Source organism: Paenibacillus xylanexedens, assembly GCF_017874615.1.
Taxonomy (GTDB): domain Bacteria; phylum Bacillota; class Bacilli; order Paenibacillales; family Paenibacillaceae; genus Paenibacillus; species Paenibacillus xylanexedens.
The window spans coordinates 16,612-34,418 of record NZ_JAGIKV010000032.1 but is presented as its reverse complement, the minus strand read 5'-3'; the positions used below and the strand labels follow the sequence as shown (position 1 = coordinate 34,418).

Genomic DNA, 17,807 nt, shown 5'->3' with positions numbered 1-17,807 from the left:
GTCAATACAGCTGAACACATGTTCGTATATCATAACATACTGCATATCATGATGGAATAAGGTTTATCGGTATTTTCCAGAAAATTGAACCCGTTATAATCCTGCCTTCTTCGCATCCTGCCAGAATTGCTCCATCTCTTCTACATTGCTATCTGCTGGTGTTCTTCCCTGTTCACGTAAACGCTCCTCGATGTACTGGAACCGCCCGACGAACTTGCGGTTGGTCGCAGCAAGCGCCTCTTCCGGGTCCGTATCGATGAATCTTGCAACGTTCGCGGCTGCGAATAATAAATCACCCAGTTCGAGCTTCCGTTCTTCCGCAGACTGGCCTTGTTGCACCGCTTCTTTCAACTCCGCCAGTTCTTCCTCGATCTTGGCAAACACACCCTCAACATCATCCCAGTCAAAGCCTACTTTGGCTGCTTTCTTCTGTAACTTGTATCCCTTCATCAACGCAGGCAAGTCACGCGGTATACCATCCAGCACGGAAACCTTCTGCTGGTCCTGGCCTTTGCGCTTCTTCTCCTCTGCTTTCATCTGTTCCCAGTTCTGAAGAGCTTCATTCGCATCTTCTGCCTGATTATCGCCAAAAACGTGTGGATGGCGGAAGATCAGCTTATCATTCAAACCTTCGATGACATCATACACATTAAATGTGCCCACTTCTTCTTCCATCTGGGAGTGCAATAAAATCTGCAGCAGCAAATCACCCAGCTCTTCTTTCATATGGTCGGGGTCATCCTCATCGATCGTCTCAATGACCTCATAGGTCTCTTCAATCAGGTTTTTGCGAATGGTTTGATGTGTCTGCTCCTGATCCCATGGACAGCCGCCCGGACTACGAAGAATATTGACGATCTCATGCAAACGCGCAAAGGATCTGCGACGCAGGGCATCATCAGTGTTCTTCGGCACATAGATCAGTGACAGATTGCCGTACCCTTCGATCCGGTCCAGTTCGTGCAATGGAATCTTGTGAATAACCTCCTGGCCCTGTACACCCAACGCGTGACCCACAAATACCGGATAATCATCCGGGTATACCTCCATCAGGCATAGCTTCACATCCGAAGCAGTGAACACATCGTAGACTTGTCCGATCAACGTATGTAGCTGTGGTTGTACCAGTTCTGTGTTCAGGCTGCTGGCATCCAGGAGTTGAAAACCTTCAATTGGGTCGAATCCAAGCCGGATAAAGGCTTCGTCCAGGAAGCTCTCTCCGCCCATAACACGCAGTGAAATGCCCATCTGCGGACAACGTTCTTTGAGCAGGCGTACACTTGCTTCTGCCACCATCGGATGACCGGGTACAGCATACACAATCTCGGTTCCGGCCTCACCCTTGCGAGCGGCTTCTATCAGTTGATTCGCGATCTCATCATATACTTCGGGGAAGGAGGACTTCGCCTCATAGATAGCATCAAATGATGTCATCTCCAGCCCCTCTTGTTGCAGATCATTCAATACGGGATGATCCAGGGTACGTACATACAGCGTAGCTGCATGTTTCATTTTTTTGATAATACCTACGGTCAGTTGGTCTGCATCTCCAGATCCAAGACCCACTACGGTTAAAGCTGCACTCATTACGTAAACCTCCATCCGGACTATCCTGTCCAGGCTCAATGATTCATCGTGCCTGAACAGGACTAATTACACGTATTATACCAGAATCATTCGATATCCTATAATTGCATATTAGCTGTGCTGGGTGTAGGAGCACCGTGAGCATGAAGCTAGCGCAGCACACGCAGTCTGCGCAGCAGCTTGGCAAGGCGATGCCCCAACTTGGGCACAGCCGCCAGCTCCGCGGCGGTCAGTAGCCCTGTCCGGGCCGCCGCCAGCAAGAACACGGCCGAGCCTGCGGCAATGCCCAGCAGGCTCACGCCCATCGCGGCCAGCCTGCGGTCGGCCGCGATACCCATGCCGCCGAGCACCGCTTCGGCGGCCCAGGCCGTGCCTACCGCCGCCAGACTCATGGCGGCGATCACCAGCGCCGGCTTCGCCAGGACGGCGCCAGGGGCAGGGCGCAGGGCGACAAGTCGCGCCAGCAGCGCCACATTCAGGCCAGCCGCCAGCATGTAGGCGACTGCGCCTGCCAGGGCCGCGCCGCTGATGCCCAGCGCCGGCACAAGCATGACGTTCAGCAGCGCCTTGACGCCTGCGGCGGCCAGCATGCTGAACGCGGGTGCGCGCACGGCGCCGAGGCCTTGCAGCAGCGCCGCCGCAATAATGCTGACGGTGCTGCCCGCAGCCGTCAGCGCCATGTACCGCAGTGCTTCGGTGCCTGCGGCATCTCCGTACAGCATGCGGTTAATCGGCTCCGCCAGCACCGCGAGACCCGCGGATGCCGCCAGGCCGATCAACCAGAACCAGCGCAGCGCGAGGCCTGCTTGCTGCCGGACGGCTTCTGGCCCGCCCTTTAACCGGGCTTCCGCCATCGCCGGAATAAAGAGCACAGACAGTGACGTGGCAAGCATCGTCACCAGTTGAACCAACGGCAATCCACGGTTGTAGATGCCGAAGGAAACCATCGACTGAACCTCATCCAGCCCTTCTCCCCGCAGCAATCGGGGCACGGTGAAGGTATCCACCAGATTCATCAGTGGCACAGCCAGCGACCCGAGACAGACGGGAATGGCGTACATGAGTAGCGTCTTGATCCACTCCCCATTGGATCGTGATCTTTCTGCCAGAGCCGGGTTAATAGCACTCACCGTTTTCTTCAGCGGCGTAACCGGTGTATTCTCCTGACGCCCATGACGATCTGATCCAACCTCTCCGCTGATACTGCTCCATTCCGAATTCAACTGTTCGGTGACTGCTTCCCTGTCTTTCCGCCGATGACGGACCATGTACCCTAACATGGTTAACAGCCCAACCATTCCACCAGCAACGGAGCCCATCATGGCACCAGCAGCAATAGTCTCAAGCGAAGCATCCCGTCTCATCAACCACAGAAGCAAAACAATCATGATGGTGACACGTATCGTCTGCTCCACCACTTGTGATACCGCTGTTGGAACCATCTGTTGTAATCCCTGAAAATATCCACGCAGCCCTGTCATCACCGGTACGAACAATAACGCCCATGAAGCTGCACGAATCGATGGAACCACATGGCGGTTGCCAATCATGTCAGCGATCAGCGGCGCACCTGCATACATCAAGAGCGCCATTATAATTCCAATTCCCCCGAGCAGCACAGAAGATAATCGGATAATCCTTCTGCTCTCGTCCGGTCTTCCAAGTGCATTCTGCTCTGCTACGAATTTGGATACGGCCAGCGGCAGTCCTGCAGCAGCAAGCGTAACAATGAGCATATATAACGGATACACCGTATTGTAGATGCCAAATACACCGTCTCCCCCCAGATTCTGCAGCGGAATCTTCTGAAAAGCACCAATGATTTTAGAGATAATGGCGGCAAGCCCAAGTATAAATGCACCCTGTAGCAGCCTTGAGCCTGTAGACGGCTGTTTCATAAGTCCCTCCTGCGTAATTCCTTTTAAGCATACCTTGCTATTATAACTGCCTGAAGGCACACAGACTAACCCTCCCCCATCACAATCATCCGGATTAACTTCGTTGTCCCTTAAAATGCAAAAACTCCCGTATGCCCAAGACAGGGCACCAGGAGTTGATCTGCGGTCTATTGTTCCATTTGCTTGCCAAGGAAACCAGCAGCCGTCTCAGACATCTTCACTTCCATCTGAGACATCTTCACCGATTCATCCTTATTGAACAGGATAACCGTTCCGATGGGGTCACCACCTGAAATAATCGGCGCAATAACAAAAGAGGATAACGTCTCGTCATGATCTTTGCTAAGTTCATAAGAACCATTGTTTGTTTCCAGAATGGTCTTTCTGTTTTCCATACAACTCTCCAACAGTTGACCTACCTGCTTGTCCAGATACTCTTTCTTCGAGCCTCCTGCCACCGTGATAATGGTATCCCGGTCGGAGATCATCGTTACGTGACCTGTACTCTCATACAGCGATTCTCCATATTCTTTGGCAAAATCACCAAGCTCGCTGATAGGCGAATATTTTTTTAGGATAACTTCTCCATCACGGTCCACGAAAATCTCCAGTGGATCGCCTTCACGAATACGTAACGTACGACGAATTTCTTTTGGAATGACCACACGACCAAGGTCATCTATACGGCGGACAATACCAGTAGCTTTCATTTCACATGTTGCCCCACTTTCTCGAGAAGATTTTTCAACTACTGTTCCTTAATGGGTAGAGGAAAGTCCCAGAACGTTTAGTGTGATATCTTGACCATAGTATTCATCTGTTCCCATTTCCTTATACATGCTTCGGAGAATATAGTTGTGTAACTTTCGAAGAAGGCGACCATGTACCCATACGACTTGAATATATAAAAGAAGAAGCAAGAAGGAGGTCCTAAGTCCTCCCCTTGCTTCTCTGTATGGTTGTCCATATTTACGTAGTACAAGGCATTCATTCGGGCGAATTTAACCCTTAACGTATGCTAACACAGCAATTTTACCAGCTTACTTGCTGCTTGTACCTTCATCTGTAGTTGCATCTTTGTCTGTTCCAGTCGTACCTTGGTCAGTCTTGGTATCCGTACCTGTGGAGTCATCCGTTTTTGGTTCGGTTGTTTTCTCTCCTTCAGTTCCTGTACCCGTAGTACCTTCAGTCGTACCTTCTTCAGCTTTTTCTGTTTTTGGCAGTTTAACTTCTTTTACGATTTTGTCCAATTCATTTTGCATGAACGTATCGATCTCAGCAGCTGCCAATTGGCTCTTCAGGCTTTCTTTTTGCTCAGCTGTCAATTTGGTGAAGTCCGCTTCAGTACGAGCTTCCACTTTCATGATGTGGTAACCGTACTCCGTCTCAACCGGATCACTGATTTTGTTCAGTGGCAACGTTTTTGCAGCTTCCTTGAATGCATCTACCCAAGTGGATACCGGTGTATTTTCATACAGTCCACCCTTTTCAGCAGAACCTGGATCTTCTGAATATTTTTTTGCAATTTCAGCAAAATCAGCTCCGCCATCCAACTTGGTTTTTACTTCTTTTGCAATTTTAAGTGCATCTTCTTTCTTACGCTCTTTTTGCGTTTTTGGATCTGTGAAGTTAATCAGCACGTGACGAACGGAAGCCGTTGTGAACTGATCTTTGTTTTTCTCAAACTCAGCCTTGATTGCATCGTCCGTAACGCCTGTTTCTTTATCTTTGATTACTGTCATGATCCGAGTCATATAATCCTTGATGTTCTGATCAGTCAGATTCTGAGCTTTGAGCATTTCTGTCCATTGATCTGCCTGAACAGAAGCTTTCATTTTATCGAATTGCTCAGTTGCTGCTTTGGTACCTGCTGTTTTGGCTTCTTCAGTTGCTTTGCCACTCAGATATTCATAAGCAACTTCCTGTTTCACCAAATACTCCTTGAAATCGTCCATATCCATCATTTGTGCATACTCCGGATAGAGGAATTTCATGACACGTTGCTCCATGTCGAATTCATTGGCTGTAATAGTACCACCATCATACGTAGCGACTACAGCACTTGTATCCGTCGATTCAGGTGTTTTTGCTTCTTCCTTTTTGCCACAAGCAGCAAGCAGTGATAAGGATAGTACTGCAACCATGCTCACAGACAGTACTTTTCCTACTTTTTTATACTTTGGTAACATCCTTTAGTTCCCCCTTTGATTTAAAAGCAGTTTTCATGGACTCCAGAATTTTCTCTACCAGCTCCATCAGTTGCTTATCCCCAAGCCCCTTGCCTTTAGCGTGAATCAGCATATGGGGTCCTTGTTCAAATTGTACACGTCTTTCGAACTGATTTCCAATGTGCGCGATTTTCGAGAGTTCAAAGGCATGTTCACGCCCTTCATAGAACTTCACGGTAATGTCCTCACCACGTTGGGAAATGGACTCAATGCCGTAGATTTTGCCGTATACTTTCATCCGCGCAACAGCCAGCAAGTTAATGACGGCTTCCGGAAGATCACCGAATCGGTCAACCAATTCGTCTTCCAACTCCATCGCATCGTCGAAGGATGCAATAACCGCCACTTTTTTGTAGATCTCAATCTTCTGAATACTGTCATAGATATAATCGGACGGCAAGTAGGCATCGATACTGAGATCCAGCGTTGTGTTCCACTGGTCTGAAGGTACCGGCTCCTCGCCAAGCATCGTAACTTTGCGTTTGTTAATCTCCTCCGCAAGCATCTGGGAATACAGATCAAACCCGACGGAAGCGATGAAACCATGCTGCTCCGCTCCTAGCAGATTTCCCGCACCACGAATCGACAAGTCACGCATGGCGATTTTGAATCCCGAACCCAGTTCGGTGAATTCTTTGATTGATTGCAGACGTTTCTCAGCAACTTCAGTAAGCACTTTATCCCGTTGGTACGTAAAATAGGCATACGCAATACGGTTGGAACGACCCACACGTCCGCGCAGCTGATACAGCTGGGAGAGTCCCATTTTATCCGCATCATGTACGATCAGTGTATTTACGTTCGGAATATCTACCCCGGTCTCGATGATACTTGTGCTCACAAGCACGTCATATTCACCATCCAGGAAGTCCAGAATCGTCTTCTCCAGCTCTGTTTCCGACATCTGACCATGTCCCACACCAACCTTGGCTTCAGGTACAAGCTCAGAAATTTCGGCTGCCATCTCCTGAATTCCCTGAACACGGTTGTAGAGGTAATACACCTGACCGCCACGGGCAAGCTCACGCTCAATGGCTTCACGAACAAGCGCCTGGCTGTGTTCAACCACATAGGTCTGCACCGGGAAACGATTCTCTGGTGGAGTCTCGATAACGGACAGATCACGCACACCCAGCATGGACATATGAAGCGTACGCGGAATTGGCGTTGCCGTCAGCGTCAGCACGTCCACATTGGTTTTCAGCTTCTTCAGTTTTTCCTTATGGGTTACACCGAAGCGCTGTTCTTCATCAACAATGAGCAGTCCCAGGTCCTTGAACACCAGGTCCTGCGACAGCAATCGATGCGTCCCGATGACAATATCCACTGTGCCTGCCTTGATGCCTTTGGCTGTTTCATTCTGCTCTTTACGGGAGCGGAACCGGCTAAGCACATGAATGTTGAACGGATAACCGGAGAAGCGCTCACGGAACGTCTCAAAATGCTGCTGTGCCAAAATGGTTGTTGGCACGAGTACAGCCACCTGTTTGCCTTCAATAGCTGCTTTAAATGCAGCCCGAATAGCCACCTCGGTTTTGCCGTAACCAACATCCCCACACAATAAACGATCCATTGGACGGTTTTGTTCCATGTCCTTTTTGATTTCTTCAATCGCACGCACCTGATCACGTGTCTCATCGTAAGGGAACATGTCCTCAAACTCCTGCTGCTCCGCAGAATCCTTGTCGAATCCAAACCCTTTGGAGGTCTGACGCTCTGCATACAGCTTAATCAGATCATCAGCAATATCCTGTACAGATGTGCGGACTTTATTTTTAACCCGTGTCCACTCATTGCCGCCCAGCTTGTATATTTTCGGTTCTTTCTCTTCGGAACCAACATATTTCTGAATCAGATCGATCTGCTCAATAGGTACAGACAGTTTGTCTCCACCCGCATAGAGAATATGCATGTAGTCCTTATGAATACCGCCAACCTCGAGGGTGCCGATCCCCAGGTACTTACCAATCCCGTGGTTCTGGTGAACGACATAATCGCCCACTTTTAGCTCGCTATAGGATTTGATCCGTTCAGCATTATCTACATTCCGAATCGGTTTGCGTACTTTACGCTGTTTTTGCGAGAACATCTCGCCCTCGGTCACGACAGCCAAATGAATGGACGGCATTTCAAATCCCGTTTGCAAATTACCGATCATCATCTCTGGCTCTGGAATATCATAGTCCATCAGTACCCGGCGCATCCGCTCGAGTCGCTCCTCACCGTTCGCCAGCATGAGCACTTGGACTCCGGCCTTATGCCAACGCTCCATCTCTGCCTTCAGTACGTTCATCTGTCCATGGAAATCCTGCATGCCACGACTGATGAAGTTCAGAATGTTTTGTGGTTGAGTGTGTGGAACTTGGCGCAAAAAGATCGACATAAACAGCGTCTGGAATGGACGCTCATACAAGAGTTCATCACCGTCTGCGGATAATGGAAGATCCGGAAGTGTTTTTCCGTTTTGCATCAAATGCAGGTTCCACTCCGATTCATCACGGTCCAGCTGTTTCGATGTCTCCGATAGTCTGGCAGGCTCATCAAGAACCAGCAGGGTATCTTCTGGCATATAGTCGTAGATCGTTTTGTTCTCCGGATAGAGCGGAGAAATATATTTATACATTTCGGAGAAATACACGTGTTCCCGCAAAAGCTCGATCTCCCGGTGAATTTCTTCACGAAGACGCAGCTTCGCCTGCCGGTCCGTCATTTTCTCCAGCTGTTGCTCCAGCAAAAGAGCAGCCGCATCAGCAGCCTTTTCCATACGTTCACGATCTGCAATTAACTCCTTGCATGGCAGAACCGTAATTTCTTCAATCCGTTCAATCGAACGCTGATCCGCTGGATCAAATGTCCGAATGGAGTCGATCTCATCATCAAATAACTCCACCCGATATGCGATCGATGAAGTAACCGGATAGAAGTCGATGATACCTCCGCGTACACTCATCTCTCCACGAGATTCCACGCGTTCCACACGCTCATATCCGAGCTTTACCATCTCCATCAGGAAGGAGTCCAGTTGAAGTGTGTTGCCCTGTTTAATCAAAATTCGAGCATTGGCCATCACTTCCGGAAGCGGAACATAACGTCTTACCCCGGAAAAAGGAATAACAACAACGCCCCTGAATCCCTGGGCGCAGCGGACCAACACATCAATACGCTGACCCAATGTTTCCGGGCTGGAAACAGCAGCTTCCGCAGCGACAAGCTCGTTGGCAGGATAGATCAACACCTGATCAGGTGAAAGCGCTTCCTGTAAATCTTCTGCAATTTTTTGAGCTGAAAACATATTATGTGTTACTACGAGCAATGGTCGGTTCATTTCCTGATGCAAGGCAGCCAGCATAATCTGACGCGCCGAGCCGGATAGACCCGAAACCAATTGTTCCTTCATGCCGGACTTGATTCCGGCTGTAATGGACCCGAAGTCCGGATCTTTGGAAAAAGCCTGTATAAGTGCTTGTAACAAAAGGGGCACCTCTCTTATAACTTACTTGATTATCTCACGCATACGCGTAGCATCACTATTAAAATGGATACAAATTCCTTTTTCTCCTGTTTCATCATATCGGATTACTCGCAACATTGCCACATCTGTTGATGCGGCTGAGCCTGATTTCGAGATAGCGATGGCTTTCATGCCAACTGAAAAGAAGCCTCAGCAGGCTGCCAAGGCTATAAAAGGTGGAGCGTTATTACGCAACCGCCCTCAACTGTCATTCGATCCTGTACAGGCGATGTCTACTGAAGCGGACTCGCGAGCAGGCTAAGCTCCGGATTGTGCTCCAGGGCTTCCTTACAGTAATCACATGTAATCCGAACGGTAATGTCACCACCGGAATTATACGCTATTATATCCCTCCGCTCGTCGGGGGTCAAGAAATGAAAGCCGAGCTCTACTTCCGTTATCCGGGCAGAATCGATTCGTCCAATAAAGGTACGGCAATGCCTACATACGTAATTCACTGACATGTTTATGCCTCCTGAACATGGTTTATACATCCAGTATGTCCAGTATGGCTGAATCGAACCCGTCTTTTATAATCATTTTACCAGTATGTCTTACAAAATTAACCGTTAAACTTCGCCATTGTTTGTTCGAACGTATGAGTCAAGCTATGCTCCAGGGCATCACACGTTTGCTCAATGGTCTGATCCAGTGCTTCTTTTTCTTTCTTCATAAATGTCGACAGTACATAATCAACAATGGCATGTCCTGGTTCAGGTCGGGATATTCCCATGCGTACGCGGTTAAACTGCTGTGTACCGGTATGCTGAATAATGGACTTGATTCCATTATGTCCGCCTGCACTGCCTTGGTAACGCAATCTGACTTTGCCAATCTCTGTATCCATGTCGTCGTACACAACAATCAGATCTTCAAGACTAACTTTATAAAAATCCATATATGCTCGAACCGATTCACCAGACAAGTTCATATAGGTCATTGGTTTGATCAGTACGGTTTTCACACCGCCAATATTGCCTTCTCCAATCAGCGCTTTACATTTATTCTGTGTAATGGAGATATTATGACGATCAGCCAACCGATCCAGTGCCATAAAACCGATATTATGACGGGTTTTGGCATAGTTCGAGCCTGGATTTCCAAGTCCGACAATCCACTTCATCTTGTTCCCTCCTTCGGATTAGCCTGAGGTGAGGCATAGACTTCGAATCTTATATTTCATATAATATCAAGAAAGTAAAGATCGATTTACTGTAGTGTTCACAGTTAATATTTTATCGACCCAGGAAGGTGAGCGGGTTTTGCGCGAAGACAATGGACAACTGACTCAACATAGCGATTTTATCTATCATCTCGAATATCACGTACCTGTACAGGTATACGACCGCGACACCCATATTGAGATTGGTCTAATCACACGTTTCGATAATCAATTCGTCGAAATTGCCGACACGCTTTTTCATCGGCGTCGTTTCCGATTTATCTCCCGCCCGGGGTATTAGCTGACCAGCGTCTGTTTCACTTTTAATAAAACGGCACGCCGACAGGGGTTACATTTTCCATTGAACCGGAAAACGTAACCCCTCTACTACTTTATGCAGACATCCTTATTCAATTTCAAACAGCTTGCTGATTGACAATTCCTCATGAACCCGGATAATCGCTTCTCCGAGCAAAGGGGCTACAGACAACACTTTGAGTTTGCTTGTCGGATTAGCATGCGTAATTGGAATGGTATCCGTTACGATGACTTCCTTCAATGGTGCATTCTCCAAACGTTCCATCGCAGGTCCGGACAATACCGGGTGAGTACAGCACGCGTATACTTCTTTTACGCCGCCTTCCATCAGAGCATTCGCTCCCAGTACAATCGTTCCCGCCGTGTCAATAATGTCATCGATCAGGATGGCTGTTTTACCCTCGATGTTACCGATGATGTTCATCACTTCGCTCACATTCGGCTCAGGACGACGTTTGTCGATAATTGCAAGAGGTGCATTCAGGAAATCAGCCAGTTTACGTGCGCGGACTACGCCACCGTGGTCAGGCGACACAACAACCGGATTTTCGATCTGTTTCGACCGGAAATATTGAGCCAGAATTGGCACGCCAAGCAAATGGTCGACTGGAATGTCGAAGAATCCCTGAATCTGCATTGCATGCAAGTCCATCGCGATAACACGGGTTGCACCCGCTTTTTCGATCAGGTTGGCAACCAGTTTCGCAGTAATTGGGTCACGTGAACGTGCCTTGCGATCCTGTCTTGCATAGCCATAGTAAGGAATAACGACGTTAATCGTCTTGGCAGATGCCCGTTTGAGTGCATCAATCATAACGAGCATTTCCATCAGGTTATCATTAACCGGCAAGCAAGTGGACTGCACGATATAAACGTGACAACCCCGAACACTCTCGGAGAGTTTCACTTGAATCTCGCCATCACTAAAGCTGGTTGTGTGAGATTCACCCATAGGGATCCCGATATAATCAGCAATTTGATGGGCAAGCTTGGGGTTAGAATTGCAAGTAAATATTTTTAATTTCGAATCAAAATAAGTCATAAAATAAAAACCCTCCGTGCTGGTTCATTGGAATCAATAAGCGTCTGCGACATGTCGGCACCTCCCCGATCTTCGGGAGGCAATCTTGTTATCAAAACCCCTTATTGGGGTTTGGCATTTTGTTTCTTGGCTTTGGCACGTCCGCGAATCTTCTCCGCATAACCAGGTTTATTCTCCTGACGTGGACGAGCAATGGCCAGATCATTCTCGGGAACGGAATGGGTAACGGTGGAGCCAGCAACCACATAAGCGCCTTTTCCTACCGTAATCGGTGCAATCAGATTGACGTTGCTGCCAACAAAAGCATCATCTTCAATCGTTGTCACAGCTTTATTATAACCATCATAATTGACAGTTATTGCCCCGCATCCAACATTTACGTTTTTCCCTACTTTGGCATCCCCAATATAGCTGAGATGAGATACTTTGGAACCTTCATCAATTGTAGCATTTTTCACTTCAACAAAGTCACCAATTTTTACGTTGCGACCCAGTTTAGTACCTGGACGCAAATTAGCAAATGGACCTACCGTTGCATCAGAACCAACCTCGGCATTGGATACTACCGAATGTTTAATCGTAACTCCGTCCTGAATAACGCTGTCTTCCACATCTGCCTGAGGACCAATATGACATGCTTCACCAATGGAAGTTGTGCCTTTGAGGATCGTCCCCGGGTACAATACTGTATCTGCTCCAATCGTAACATCCGCTCCGATATATGTCGATGACGGATCAATGATTGTCACACCGTTCAACATATGGCGTACGGCAAGACGTTCACGCATGAAGGCTTCGGCTTGCGAAAGTGCGAGTCGGTCATTAACCCCGATGGATTCTGCGATGTCATCCGACATGTAAGCTTCAACCACTTCTCCATCATTGCGGAAAATGCCAACGACGTCTGTGAGATAATACTCTCCCTGAGCATTCTGGTTCGTCACTTTTTCCAGGGCAGCGAACAATTTTGCATTATCGAAACAGTATGTGCCTGTGTTAATCTCATTCACAGCATCTTCCTGCTCCGTGCAATCCTTTTGTTCCACAATCCGTTGTACAGATCCATCTTCTCCACGAATAACGCGGCCATAACCTTTGGGATTGTCCAGCTGAGCCGTAAGAACTGTCGCTGCTGCTCCGCTACTCTCATGGAGCTTCATCAGACCTTCCAACGTCTCACTGGTCACAAGCGGTGTGTCTCCACAGACCACAATTGTAGAACCTGTCTCTCCGCCAAGCAAAGATTTAACCTGCTTCACTGCATGACCTGTACCCAATTGTTCTGCTTGGAGTGCATACTCCGCTCTGGAACCCAAAAATGACTGCACCGCTTCGGCACCATGACCGACTACAACCACACTGCGTTCAACGCCTGCGCTGAGTGCTGCATCCAGCACATGTCCAACCATAGGTTTACCGCATACGGGATGCAGTACTTTGTACAATTTTGATTTCATTCGTTTTCCTTGCCCTGCGGCAAGAACGATTGCCATTCGTTTCAAAATTAACGACCTCCTGTTCTGAAAATCCCATTGAAATGCATTGCTGATCTATATCCAATGAGTATCGTTCAGCCGGCTTCAAGCCGGTCCTGTTCATCGCCTGCTGTCTCTGTAATCACACGTAACAACGCGGACACCAACGAATCGTGACCTATATGTATACGCCGTGTACCTGCGAGCTTAACCGAATCCCAATGATTCCTAAGATGCCGCCCTGCCACCAAGCGCACGATGCGCTTTTGTTCTCTGCTAATAAACTCAATACTGAATATATCTTATTCCGGTCAAAAAGAAAAGAGAGCCATAAGACATGGCTCTCTTTTCCTTCGAACCCCAATAATGTTCTCAGGCACCTTCTTCAATGACTTCTTCCTCAGTTGCCGCACGATCGTATTCAGTCAAAACTGCTGCCTGAATCTTCTCACGCGTACCGGAAGAGATCGGGTGGGCGATATCACGGAACTCTCCATCAGGAGTACGTTTGCTCGGCATAGCAACAAACATTCCGTTGTTACCATCAATGACACGAATGTCATGAACGACGAATTCGTTATCGATGGTAATGGATGCGATAGCCTTCATTCTCCCCTCCGAGTTAACACGGCGGAGTCTGACATCCGTAATTTGCATGTGTGTGTTCACCACCTTTTTCCATCAGAACTTGGTGTATAATTCCACACAGCATATACGAACTCCTTCTTTTTATAACCACAAAAATTTCCTAATTTCAGGAATTTTTTTATTTAATACACAATTCGACAACGTTCATGCCAGGTCGATGGAAAAGACCTTTTAACGACATAACATTCGTCATCTTTCTACAGGTCAAAATAGTTACCAGGCTTGACGGAAATCTGTCTGCTCTTGGCATCAACCGCTGTCAGTTTCGCCAGAGATACGTAATCTGTTAGCAAGCGTTCTTCTGAATCTACAGAACCAGATTCCACGAGTACCCCTACCCCGGCAACTGTAGCATTAAACTCGGCCAAAAGATCGATCATTCCTTGCACCGTACCCCCGGCCTTCATGAAGTCATCCACAATAAGTACTCTGGAATGCTCGCGCATGGCCCTACGAGAGAGGGACATGGTATGCAGACTTTTATGGGACCCGGATACATAATTGATACTTACGGCCGATCCTTCTGTAGCCTGATGGTCCCTGCGTACGAGCACGACAGGCAGGTTGAGCTGGGCTCCGGTCGCATAAGCCAATGGAATTCCTTTGGTTTCTACCGTCATAACCACATCAATATTCATATTGCCAAAGGCCGTTGCAAAAATCTTGCCGGCTTCATTCATCAATGCGGGCTGACCAAGCAAGTCGGACATATACAGGTATTCTCCAGGCAAGATCCGATCAGGTTGCGCGAGCTGGGTCGAGAGCCGCTCCGCAAATGCCAGTGCCAGTTCTCGGGATACCTTCGGAATCCATCTTACTCCCCCGGCTGCTCCAGCCAGTGTATGCAGTTCTCCTGACCCACCTTCTTCGAACACTTCTTTGATAATCGCCAAATCTTCACTAATTGAAGACTTGGCGGCTCCATAACGTTCGGCAAATGTGGTCAACGGAATAACCGTATGCGGTCTGGACAATAAGTATTGCGTCATTTCAACCAGCCTTGCGCTTCGTTTTAACTTCTTCACAGAGATCCATCCTCACGATCACGGAAACATCCAAATCCGAATAATTATTTAAGAATATAACACCTTTATACGTGTTTGTACATTATAAAAGCGAATTTTACGTTAACATACGTACAGCGTACACTTCTTTACAGAACCCACGCAGACCATTGTATATCCGGGCAACCTTGGATTCTTTGGAAACCAGACCAAATACCGTTGGACCGCTACCGGACATTAACACGCCGTCTGCACCCAATCTAATCATGGCATCCTTCAGATGCTGAACTTCCGGATACAGCTTCAACGTTACATCTTCAAGCACATTGCCCATCTGATTACAGACTTCCGTAAATGATTGATTGCGAATAGCCTGCTCCATTTTAGCTGCACTCGGATGACGAACAATCTTGTCACTGCGGAACCTTCCGTACACATCGGCTGTAGACACATTAATCGGAGGCTTGGCCAGAATTACCCAGCATTGCGGCGGATTAGGAATGGGAGTTAACTTCTCACCACGGCCTGTAGCGAGTGCAGTCCCTCCTGTGATACAGAATGGAACATCAGACCCAAGTTCAGCTCCAAGCTCCTGCAGTTCGTGATCCGGTATATTCAACCGCCACAGACGGTTCAATCCACGCAGCGCTGCTGCTGCATCACTGCTGCCGCCGGCAAGTCCGGCTGCAACTGGAATCTTTTTATCCAGATGAATATGGACACCCGTACGCACGTTATAGCGCTCCTTAATGAGTCTGGCTGCCTGGAAAGCCAGATTCTTCTCGTCGAGCGGGATATAACCTGCCTGACTGGAGATGAAAATAGTATCTCGCGGCAGCTCCGACATTTCCAGTCGATCAGCCAGATCGACCATGGTCATGATCATTTCAACTTCATGGAATCCATCGCTTCTTTTATGTAAAACGTCCAGCATCAAATTAATTTTAGCAGGCGCTTTTTCGTAAATTTTCAAGGCGTTCACCCGTCCTCACCTTTTCCCTAAGACAACTTAACATATTATATCAAAATGGGGCTGTCAAGTCATTTGTATTCCGCATCTAAGGGGAAAAAGCGGGGTTGTTCCGGACGGATTTCCCCGCTTTTCAGTCTGCTTGAAACAGATTAAGATTTGCGCGCAGCCTGTTCAGCAAGTTGAATTGCACGTTTTACCATGTTTCCTGCATCCTTGGCTTTAATTCCGCCCCAGCCTTCCTGTTGCACAGTATCATAGAAGCCCAGATCTTTTGCGAGCTCATTCTTCAGATCCTCTGACATAACACTTCTTCTTCTGCGACTCATGAACCATCCTCCTCCAAAGTATCCTTCATAATGTGATGAGTTCGTTCACGTTTTAGACATCTTGTCATCAGGCCTTATTCAGTTTCCTGCATTGCTCAAGAAACTGACCCTTCACCTGTCCATATAGTATGCCGCGACCATTCCTCGCTCATTCCTGAGTATGTATGGGTTACGTTAGAGGGGGAATTGGTGTTTAAAAAAAACAAAAAAGCGATCCGCCTTGTGGGGCGAATCGCCTGTAAATCGATACTTACGTCTCCATATAGGAGCTATGCGTCTGGCTGCCCGGGTCATAAACCATGACTTCCACCGACTCCGTAAGTATATCCGCATAACTATAAGATACTCGCTTGAAGGTTTCTTGCTCCTCATCAAGCTTAACAATAAAAACAGAAGGGTACGTTTCTTCCAATACACCCGTACGCTCAATGGTCTTACGGCGGCCACCATTAGCCCGCAACATAATTTTCTGACCAATATGTGCATCGAGATTGCGTTTGATATCCAACAGCGTGTTTTTAGCCATTGTCGACGACCACCTCTTTTCTTGTCCATTATACCGGATTTTACAGTCATTGTCAAATCAAAACTAATTATTATATCAGCATCAAAAAGTTGTTGTCAATAATTTTTTTTGCAAACAAAAAAAGCCCCAAATTGGGACTTTAAATGGCCTACATCAGACTGCCGACGGGTTCACTTTTAGCGTAGATAAATCATTCAGCCCAGGCAGACCTACCCGGTAACTCCCCCGTGTCTCGACACCACCCACACCCTGGCTACCACTGATGGTATTGTGCAGAACATCACTCATGTTGACCGTATCGCGCACAGAGGTAAAGGAGGCCTTGGCTGCCACATAGACCGGATCAAGTGCATGAATGAGAATTCTGCCTGGAGAACTGGCAAAGTTCGCTCCAGCGCGCAGCAGTGCCTCAAAATGGGACTGACAGGCCCCTGCCACAATAGTGAGTGCGTCCAGATGGCGTTCATATTGTCTGGCCACCTGAATGGCCGACACAAAATTTTGCGAGTTCTTGTAGCTACCAAGACTATATAAGTCATAGGGCTGACGTGTCTTTAGCACCCCATCATGACCCGTAATAACTACGATATCCGGACGTACTTTGGGTAATAAGCGGTATAAGGTATCTGCCATTGCCGATTCATGGACATACTGTCCCTCTGCGGGCACACGAAGTTGCTCATAGAGATCCATACTTTTTTTTAAATAGTTCGGATCTCCATCCAAATGAAGCACCTTTCCAGGCATTTCAAAATAAGCCGGTTCCTGCTGGGCAGACCAATCCTGTACCAGACCTTCACGATTCCGCTCAGCCTGTTCCATACGATTCTGCTGCAGACGGGACAGGGTCTGATGTGCTTTAATATGCGCCTGTCTGGTCTTGGCGCTTTGTGGTTCGTAGGGAACCTGTATCAAATCGTCCACCGGGGAATCGGCAATCAGCCGGAACTCAGTCCCTTTAATGACCGCAGCATCCAACTGGAGGCCTTCCACCCGAAAAGTCACATCGCCGCCGTATGACTTCCGAACGACCAAGTCTCCGATATTCATCAACGTAATCACCTCTACCCCATCGTATGGGCAAAGACCCGGTTTGGTTCATTCAAATT

The 17,807-nt window shown here is 47.9% G+C and carries 16 protein-coding genes; 1 reads left to right on the top strand and 15 read right to left on the bottom strand.

Annotation, left to right across the window (positions count from 1 at the left end; genetic code table 11):
* Positions 1–93 precede the first annotated feature (93 nt).
* The 7 genes from yabN to pth form a co-directional block, all read right to left on the bottom strand.
* Positions 94–1,587 carry a bifunctional methyltransferase/pyrophosphohydrolase YabN gene (gene yabN, locus J2Z28_RS27955; RefSeq protein WP_211085369.1) on the bottom strand — a complete coding sequence of 498 codons (1,494 nt, stop codon included), beginning with the start codon at positions 1,585–1,587 and terminating at the stop codon, positions 94–96.
* Between the two features lie 149 nt (positions 1,588–1,736).
* Complete coding sequence (locus tag J2Z28_RS27950) at positions 1,737–3,485, bottom strand: putative polysaccharide biosynthesis protein (RefSeq protein WP_211085368.1); 1,749 nt, start codon at positions 3,483–3,485, stop codon at positions 1,737–1,739.
* Positions 3,486–3,652: 167 nt separating this feature from the next.
* Positions 3,653–4,195 (bottom strand): stage V sporulation protein T, encoded by a 543-nt coding sequence (gene spoVT / locus J2Z28_RS27945; protein ID WP_017691365.1) that lies wholly within the window; start codon positions 4,193–4,195, stop codon positions 3,653–3,655.
* A 330-nt stretch (positions 4,196–4,525) separates the two neighbouring features.
* Complete coding sequence (locus J2Z28_RS27940; protein ID WP_211085367.1) at positions 4,526–5,674, bottom strand: peptidylprolyl isomerase; 1,149 nt, start codon at positions 5,672–5,674, stop codon at positions 4,526–4,528.
* On the bottom strand, positions 5,658–9,185 hold the full coding sequence (mfd, locus tag J2Z28_RS27935; RefSeq protein ID WP_211085366.1) for a transcription-repair coupling factor: 3,528 nt from the start codon (positions 9,183–9,185) through the stop codon (positions 5,658–5,660). Before mfd ends, J2Z28_RS27940 begins: the two co-directional genes overlap by 17 nt.
* A gap of 272 nt (positions 9,186–9,457) precedes the next feature.
* Positions 9,458–9,688, bottom strand: a complete 231-nt coding sequence (gene fin, locus J2Z28_RS27930) for an anti-sigma-F factor Fin (protein WP_017691368.1) — start codon at positions 9,686–9,688, stop codon at positions 9,458–9,460.
* A gap of 98 nt (positions 9,689–9,786) precedes the next feature.
* Positions 9,787–10,347, bottom strand: a complete 561-nt coding sequence (gene pth, locus J2Z28_RS27925) for an aminoacyl-tRNA hydrolase (protein ID WP_036606126.1) — start codon at positions 10,345–10,347, stop codon at positions 9,787–9,789.
* A 139-nt stretch (positions 10,348–10,486) separates the two neighbouring features.
* On the opposite strand from pth, the gene J2Z28_RS27920 reads away from it, so the two are divergent.
* Entirely contained in the window at positions 10,487–10,687 is a 201-nt protein-coding gene (locus J2Z28_RS27920; RefSeq protein WP_024633712.1) for a hypothetical protein, read from the top strand.
* 105 nt (positions 10,688–10,792) lie between these two features.
* Here the strand turns inward: J2Z28_RS27920 and J2Z28_RS27915 are convergent, their stop codons facing one another.
* From J2Z28_RS27915 to yabG, 8 genes are all read right to left on the bottom strand, one after another.
* Entirely contained in the window at positions 10,793–11,746 is a 954-nt protein-coding gene (locus J2Z28_RS27915) for a ribose-phosphate diphosphokinase (RefSeq protein ID WP_017691370.1), read from the bottom strand.
* Positions 11,747–11,847: 101 nt separating this feature from the next.
* Positions 11,848–13,239 carry a bifunctional UDP-N-acetylglucosamine diphosphorylase/glucosamine-1-phosphate N-acetyltransferase GlmU gene (gene glmU, locus J2Z28_RS27910; protein ID WP_244988576.1) on the bottom strand — a complete coding sequence of 464 codons (1,392 nt, stop codon included), beginning with the start codon at positions 13,237–13,239 and terminating at the stop codon, positions 11,848–11,850.
* Positions 13,240–13,593: 354 nt separating this feature from the next.
* The gene (spoVG, locus tag J2Z28_RS27905; RefSeq protein WP_017691372.1) at positions 13,594–13,878 is read right to left on the bottom strand and encodes a septation regulator SpoVG; all 285 of its coding nucleotides are present in this window, start codon (positions 13,876–13,878) and stop codon (positions 13,594–13,596) included.
* 188 nt (positions 13,879–14,066) lie between these two features.
* The gene (gene purR / locus J2Z28_RS27900) at positions 14,067–14,894 is read right to left on the bottom strand and encodes a pur operon repressor (protein WP_017691373.1); all 828 of its coding nucleotides are present in this window, start codon (positions 14,892–14,894) and stop codon (positions 14,067–14,069) included.
* A gap of 97 nt (positions 14,895–14,991) precedes the next feature.
* Positions 14,992–15,846 carry a 4-(cytidine 5'-diphospho)-2-C-methyl-D-erythritol kinase gene (gene ispE, locus J2Z28_RS27895; protein ID WP_036606140.1) on the bottom strand — a complete coding sequence of 285 codons (855 nt, stop codon included), beginning with the start codon at positions 15,844–15,846 and terminating at the stop codon, positions 14,992–14,994.
* 149 nt (positions 15,847–15,995) lie between these two features.
* The gene (locus J2Z28_RS27890) at positions 15,996–16,172 is read right to left on the bottom strand and encodes a small, acid-soluble spore protein, alpha/beta type (protein ID WP_017691375.1); all 177 of its coding nucleotides are present in this window, start codon (positions 16,170–16,172) and stop codon (positions 15,996–15,998) included.
* A 250-nt stretch (positions 16,173–16,422) separates the two neighbouring features.
* Positions 16,423–16,698, bottom strand: a complete 276-nt coding sequence (veg, locus tag J2Z28_RS27885; RefSeq protein WP_017691376.1) for a biofilm formation stimulator Veg — start codon at positions 16,696–16,698, stop codon at positions 16,423–16,425.
* Between the two features lie 153 nt (positions 16,699–16,851).
* Positions 16,852–17,748, bottom strand: coding sequence for a sporulation peptidase YabG (gene yabG / locus J2Z28_RS27880; protein WP_017691377.1), 897 nt, complete (start codon positions 17,746–17,748; stop codon positions 16,852–16,854).
* Between the last annotated feature and the right edge of the window lie 59 nt (positions 17,749–17,807).

Coding starts and splice junctions, on each gene's coding strand:
- yabN (WP_211085369.1), bottom strand. CDS start 1,587: ATGAGTGCAGCTTTAACCGTAGTGGGTCTTGGATCTGGAGATGCAGAC.
- J2Z28_RS27950 (WP_211085368.1), bottom strand. CDS start 3,485: ATGAAACAGCCGTCTACAGGCTCAAGGCTGCTACAGGGTGCATTTATA.
- spoVT (WP_017691365.1), bottom strand. CDS start 4,195: ATGAAAGCTACTGGTATTGTCCGCCGTATAGATGACCTTGGTCGTGTG.
- J2Z28_RS27940 (WP_211085367.1), bottom strand. CDS start 5,674: ATGTTACCAAAGTATAAAAAAGTAGGAAAAGTACTGTCTGTGAGCATG.
- fin (WP_017691368.1), bottom strand. CDS start 9,688: ATGTCAGTGAATTACGTATGTAGGCATTGCCGTACCTTTATTGGACGA.
- pth (WP_036606126.1), bottom strand. CDS start 10,347: ATGAAGTGGATTGTCGGACTTGGAAATCCAGGCTCGAACTATGCCAAA.
- J2Z28_RS27915 (WP_017691370.1), bottom strand. CDS start 11,746: ATGACTTATTTTGATTCGAAATTAAAAATATTTACTTGCAATTCTAAC.
- glmU (WP_244988576.1), bottom strand. CDS start 13,239: ATGGCAATCGTTCTTGCCGCAGGGCAAGGAAAACGAATGAAATCAAAA.
- spoVG (WP_017691372.1), bottom strand. CDS start 13,878: ATGCAAATTACGGATGTCAGACTCCGCCGTGTTAACTCGGAGGGGAGA.
- J2Z28_RS27890 (WP_017691375.1), bottom strand. CDS start 16,172: ATGAGTCGCAGAAGAAGAAGTGTTATGTCAGAGGATCTGAAGAATGAG.
- veg (WP_017691376.1), bottom strand. CDS start 16,698: ATGGCTAAAAACACGCTGTTGGATATCAAACGCAATCTCGATGCACAT.
- yabG (WP_017691377.1), bottom strand. CDS start 17,748: ATGAATATCGGAGACTTGGTCGTTCGGAAGTCATACGGCGGCGATGTG.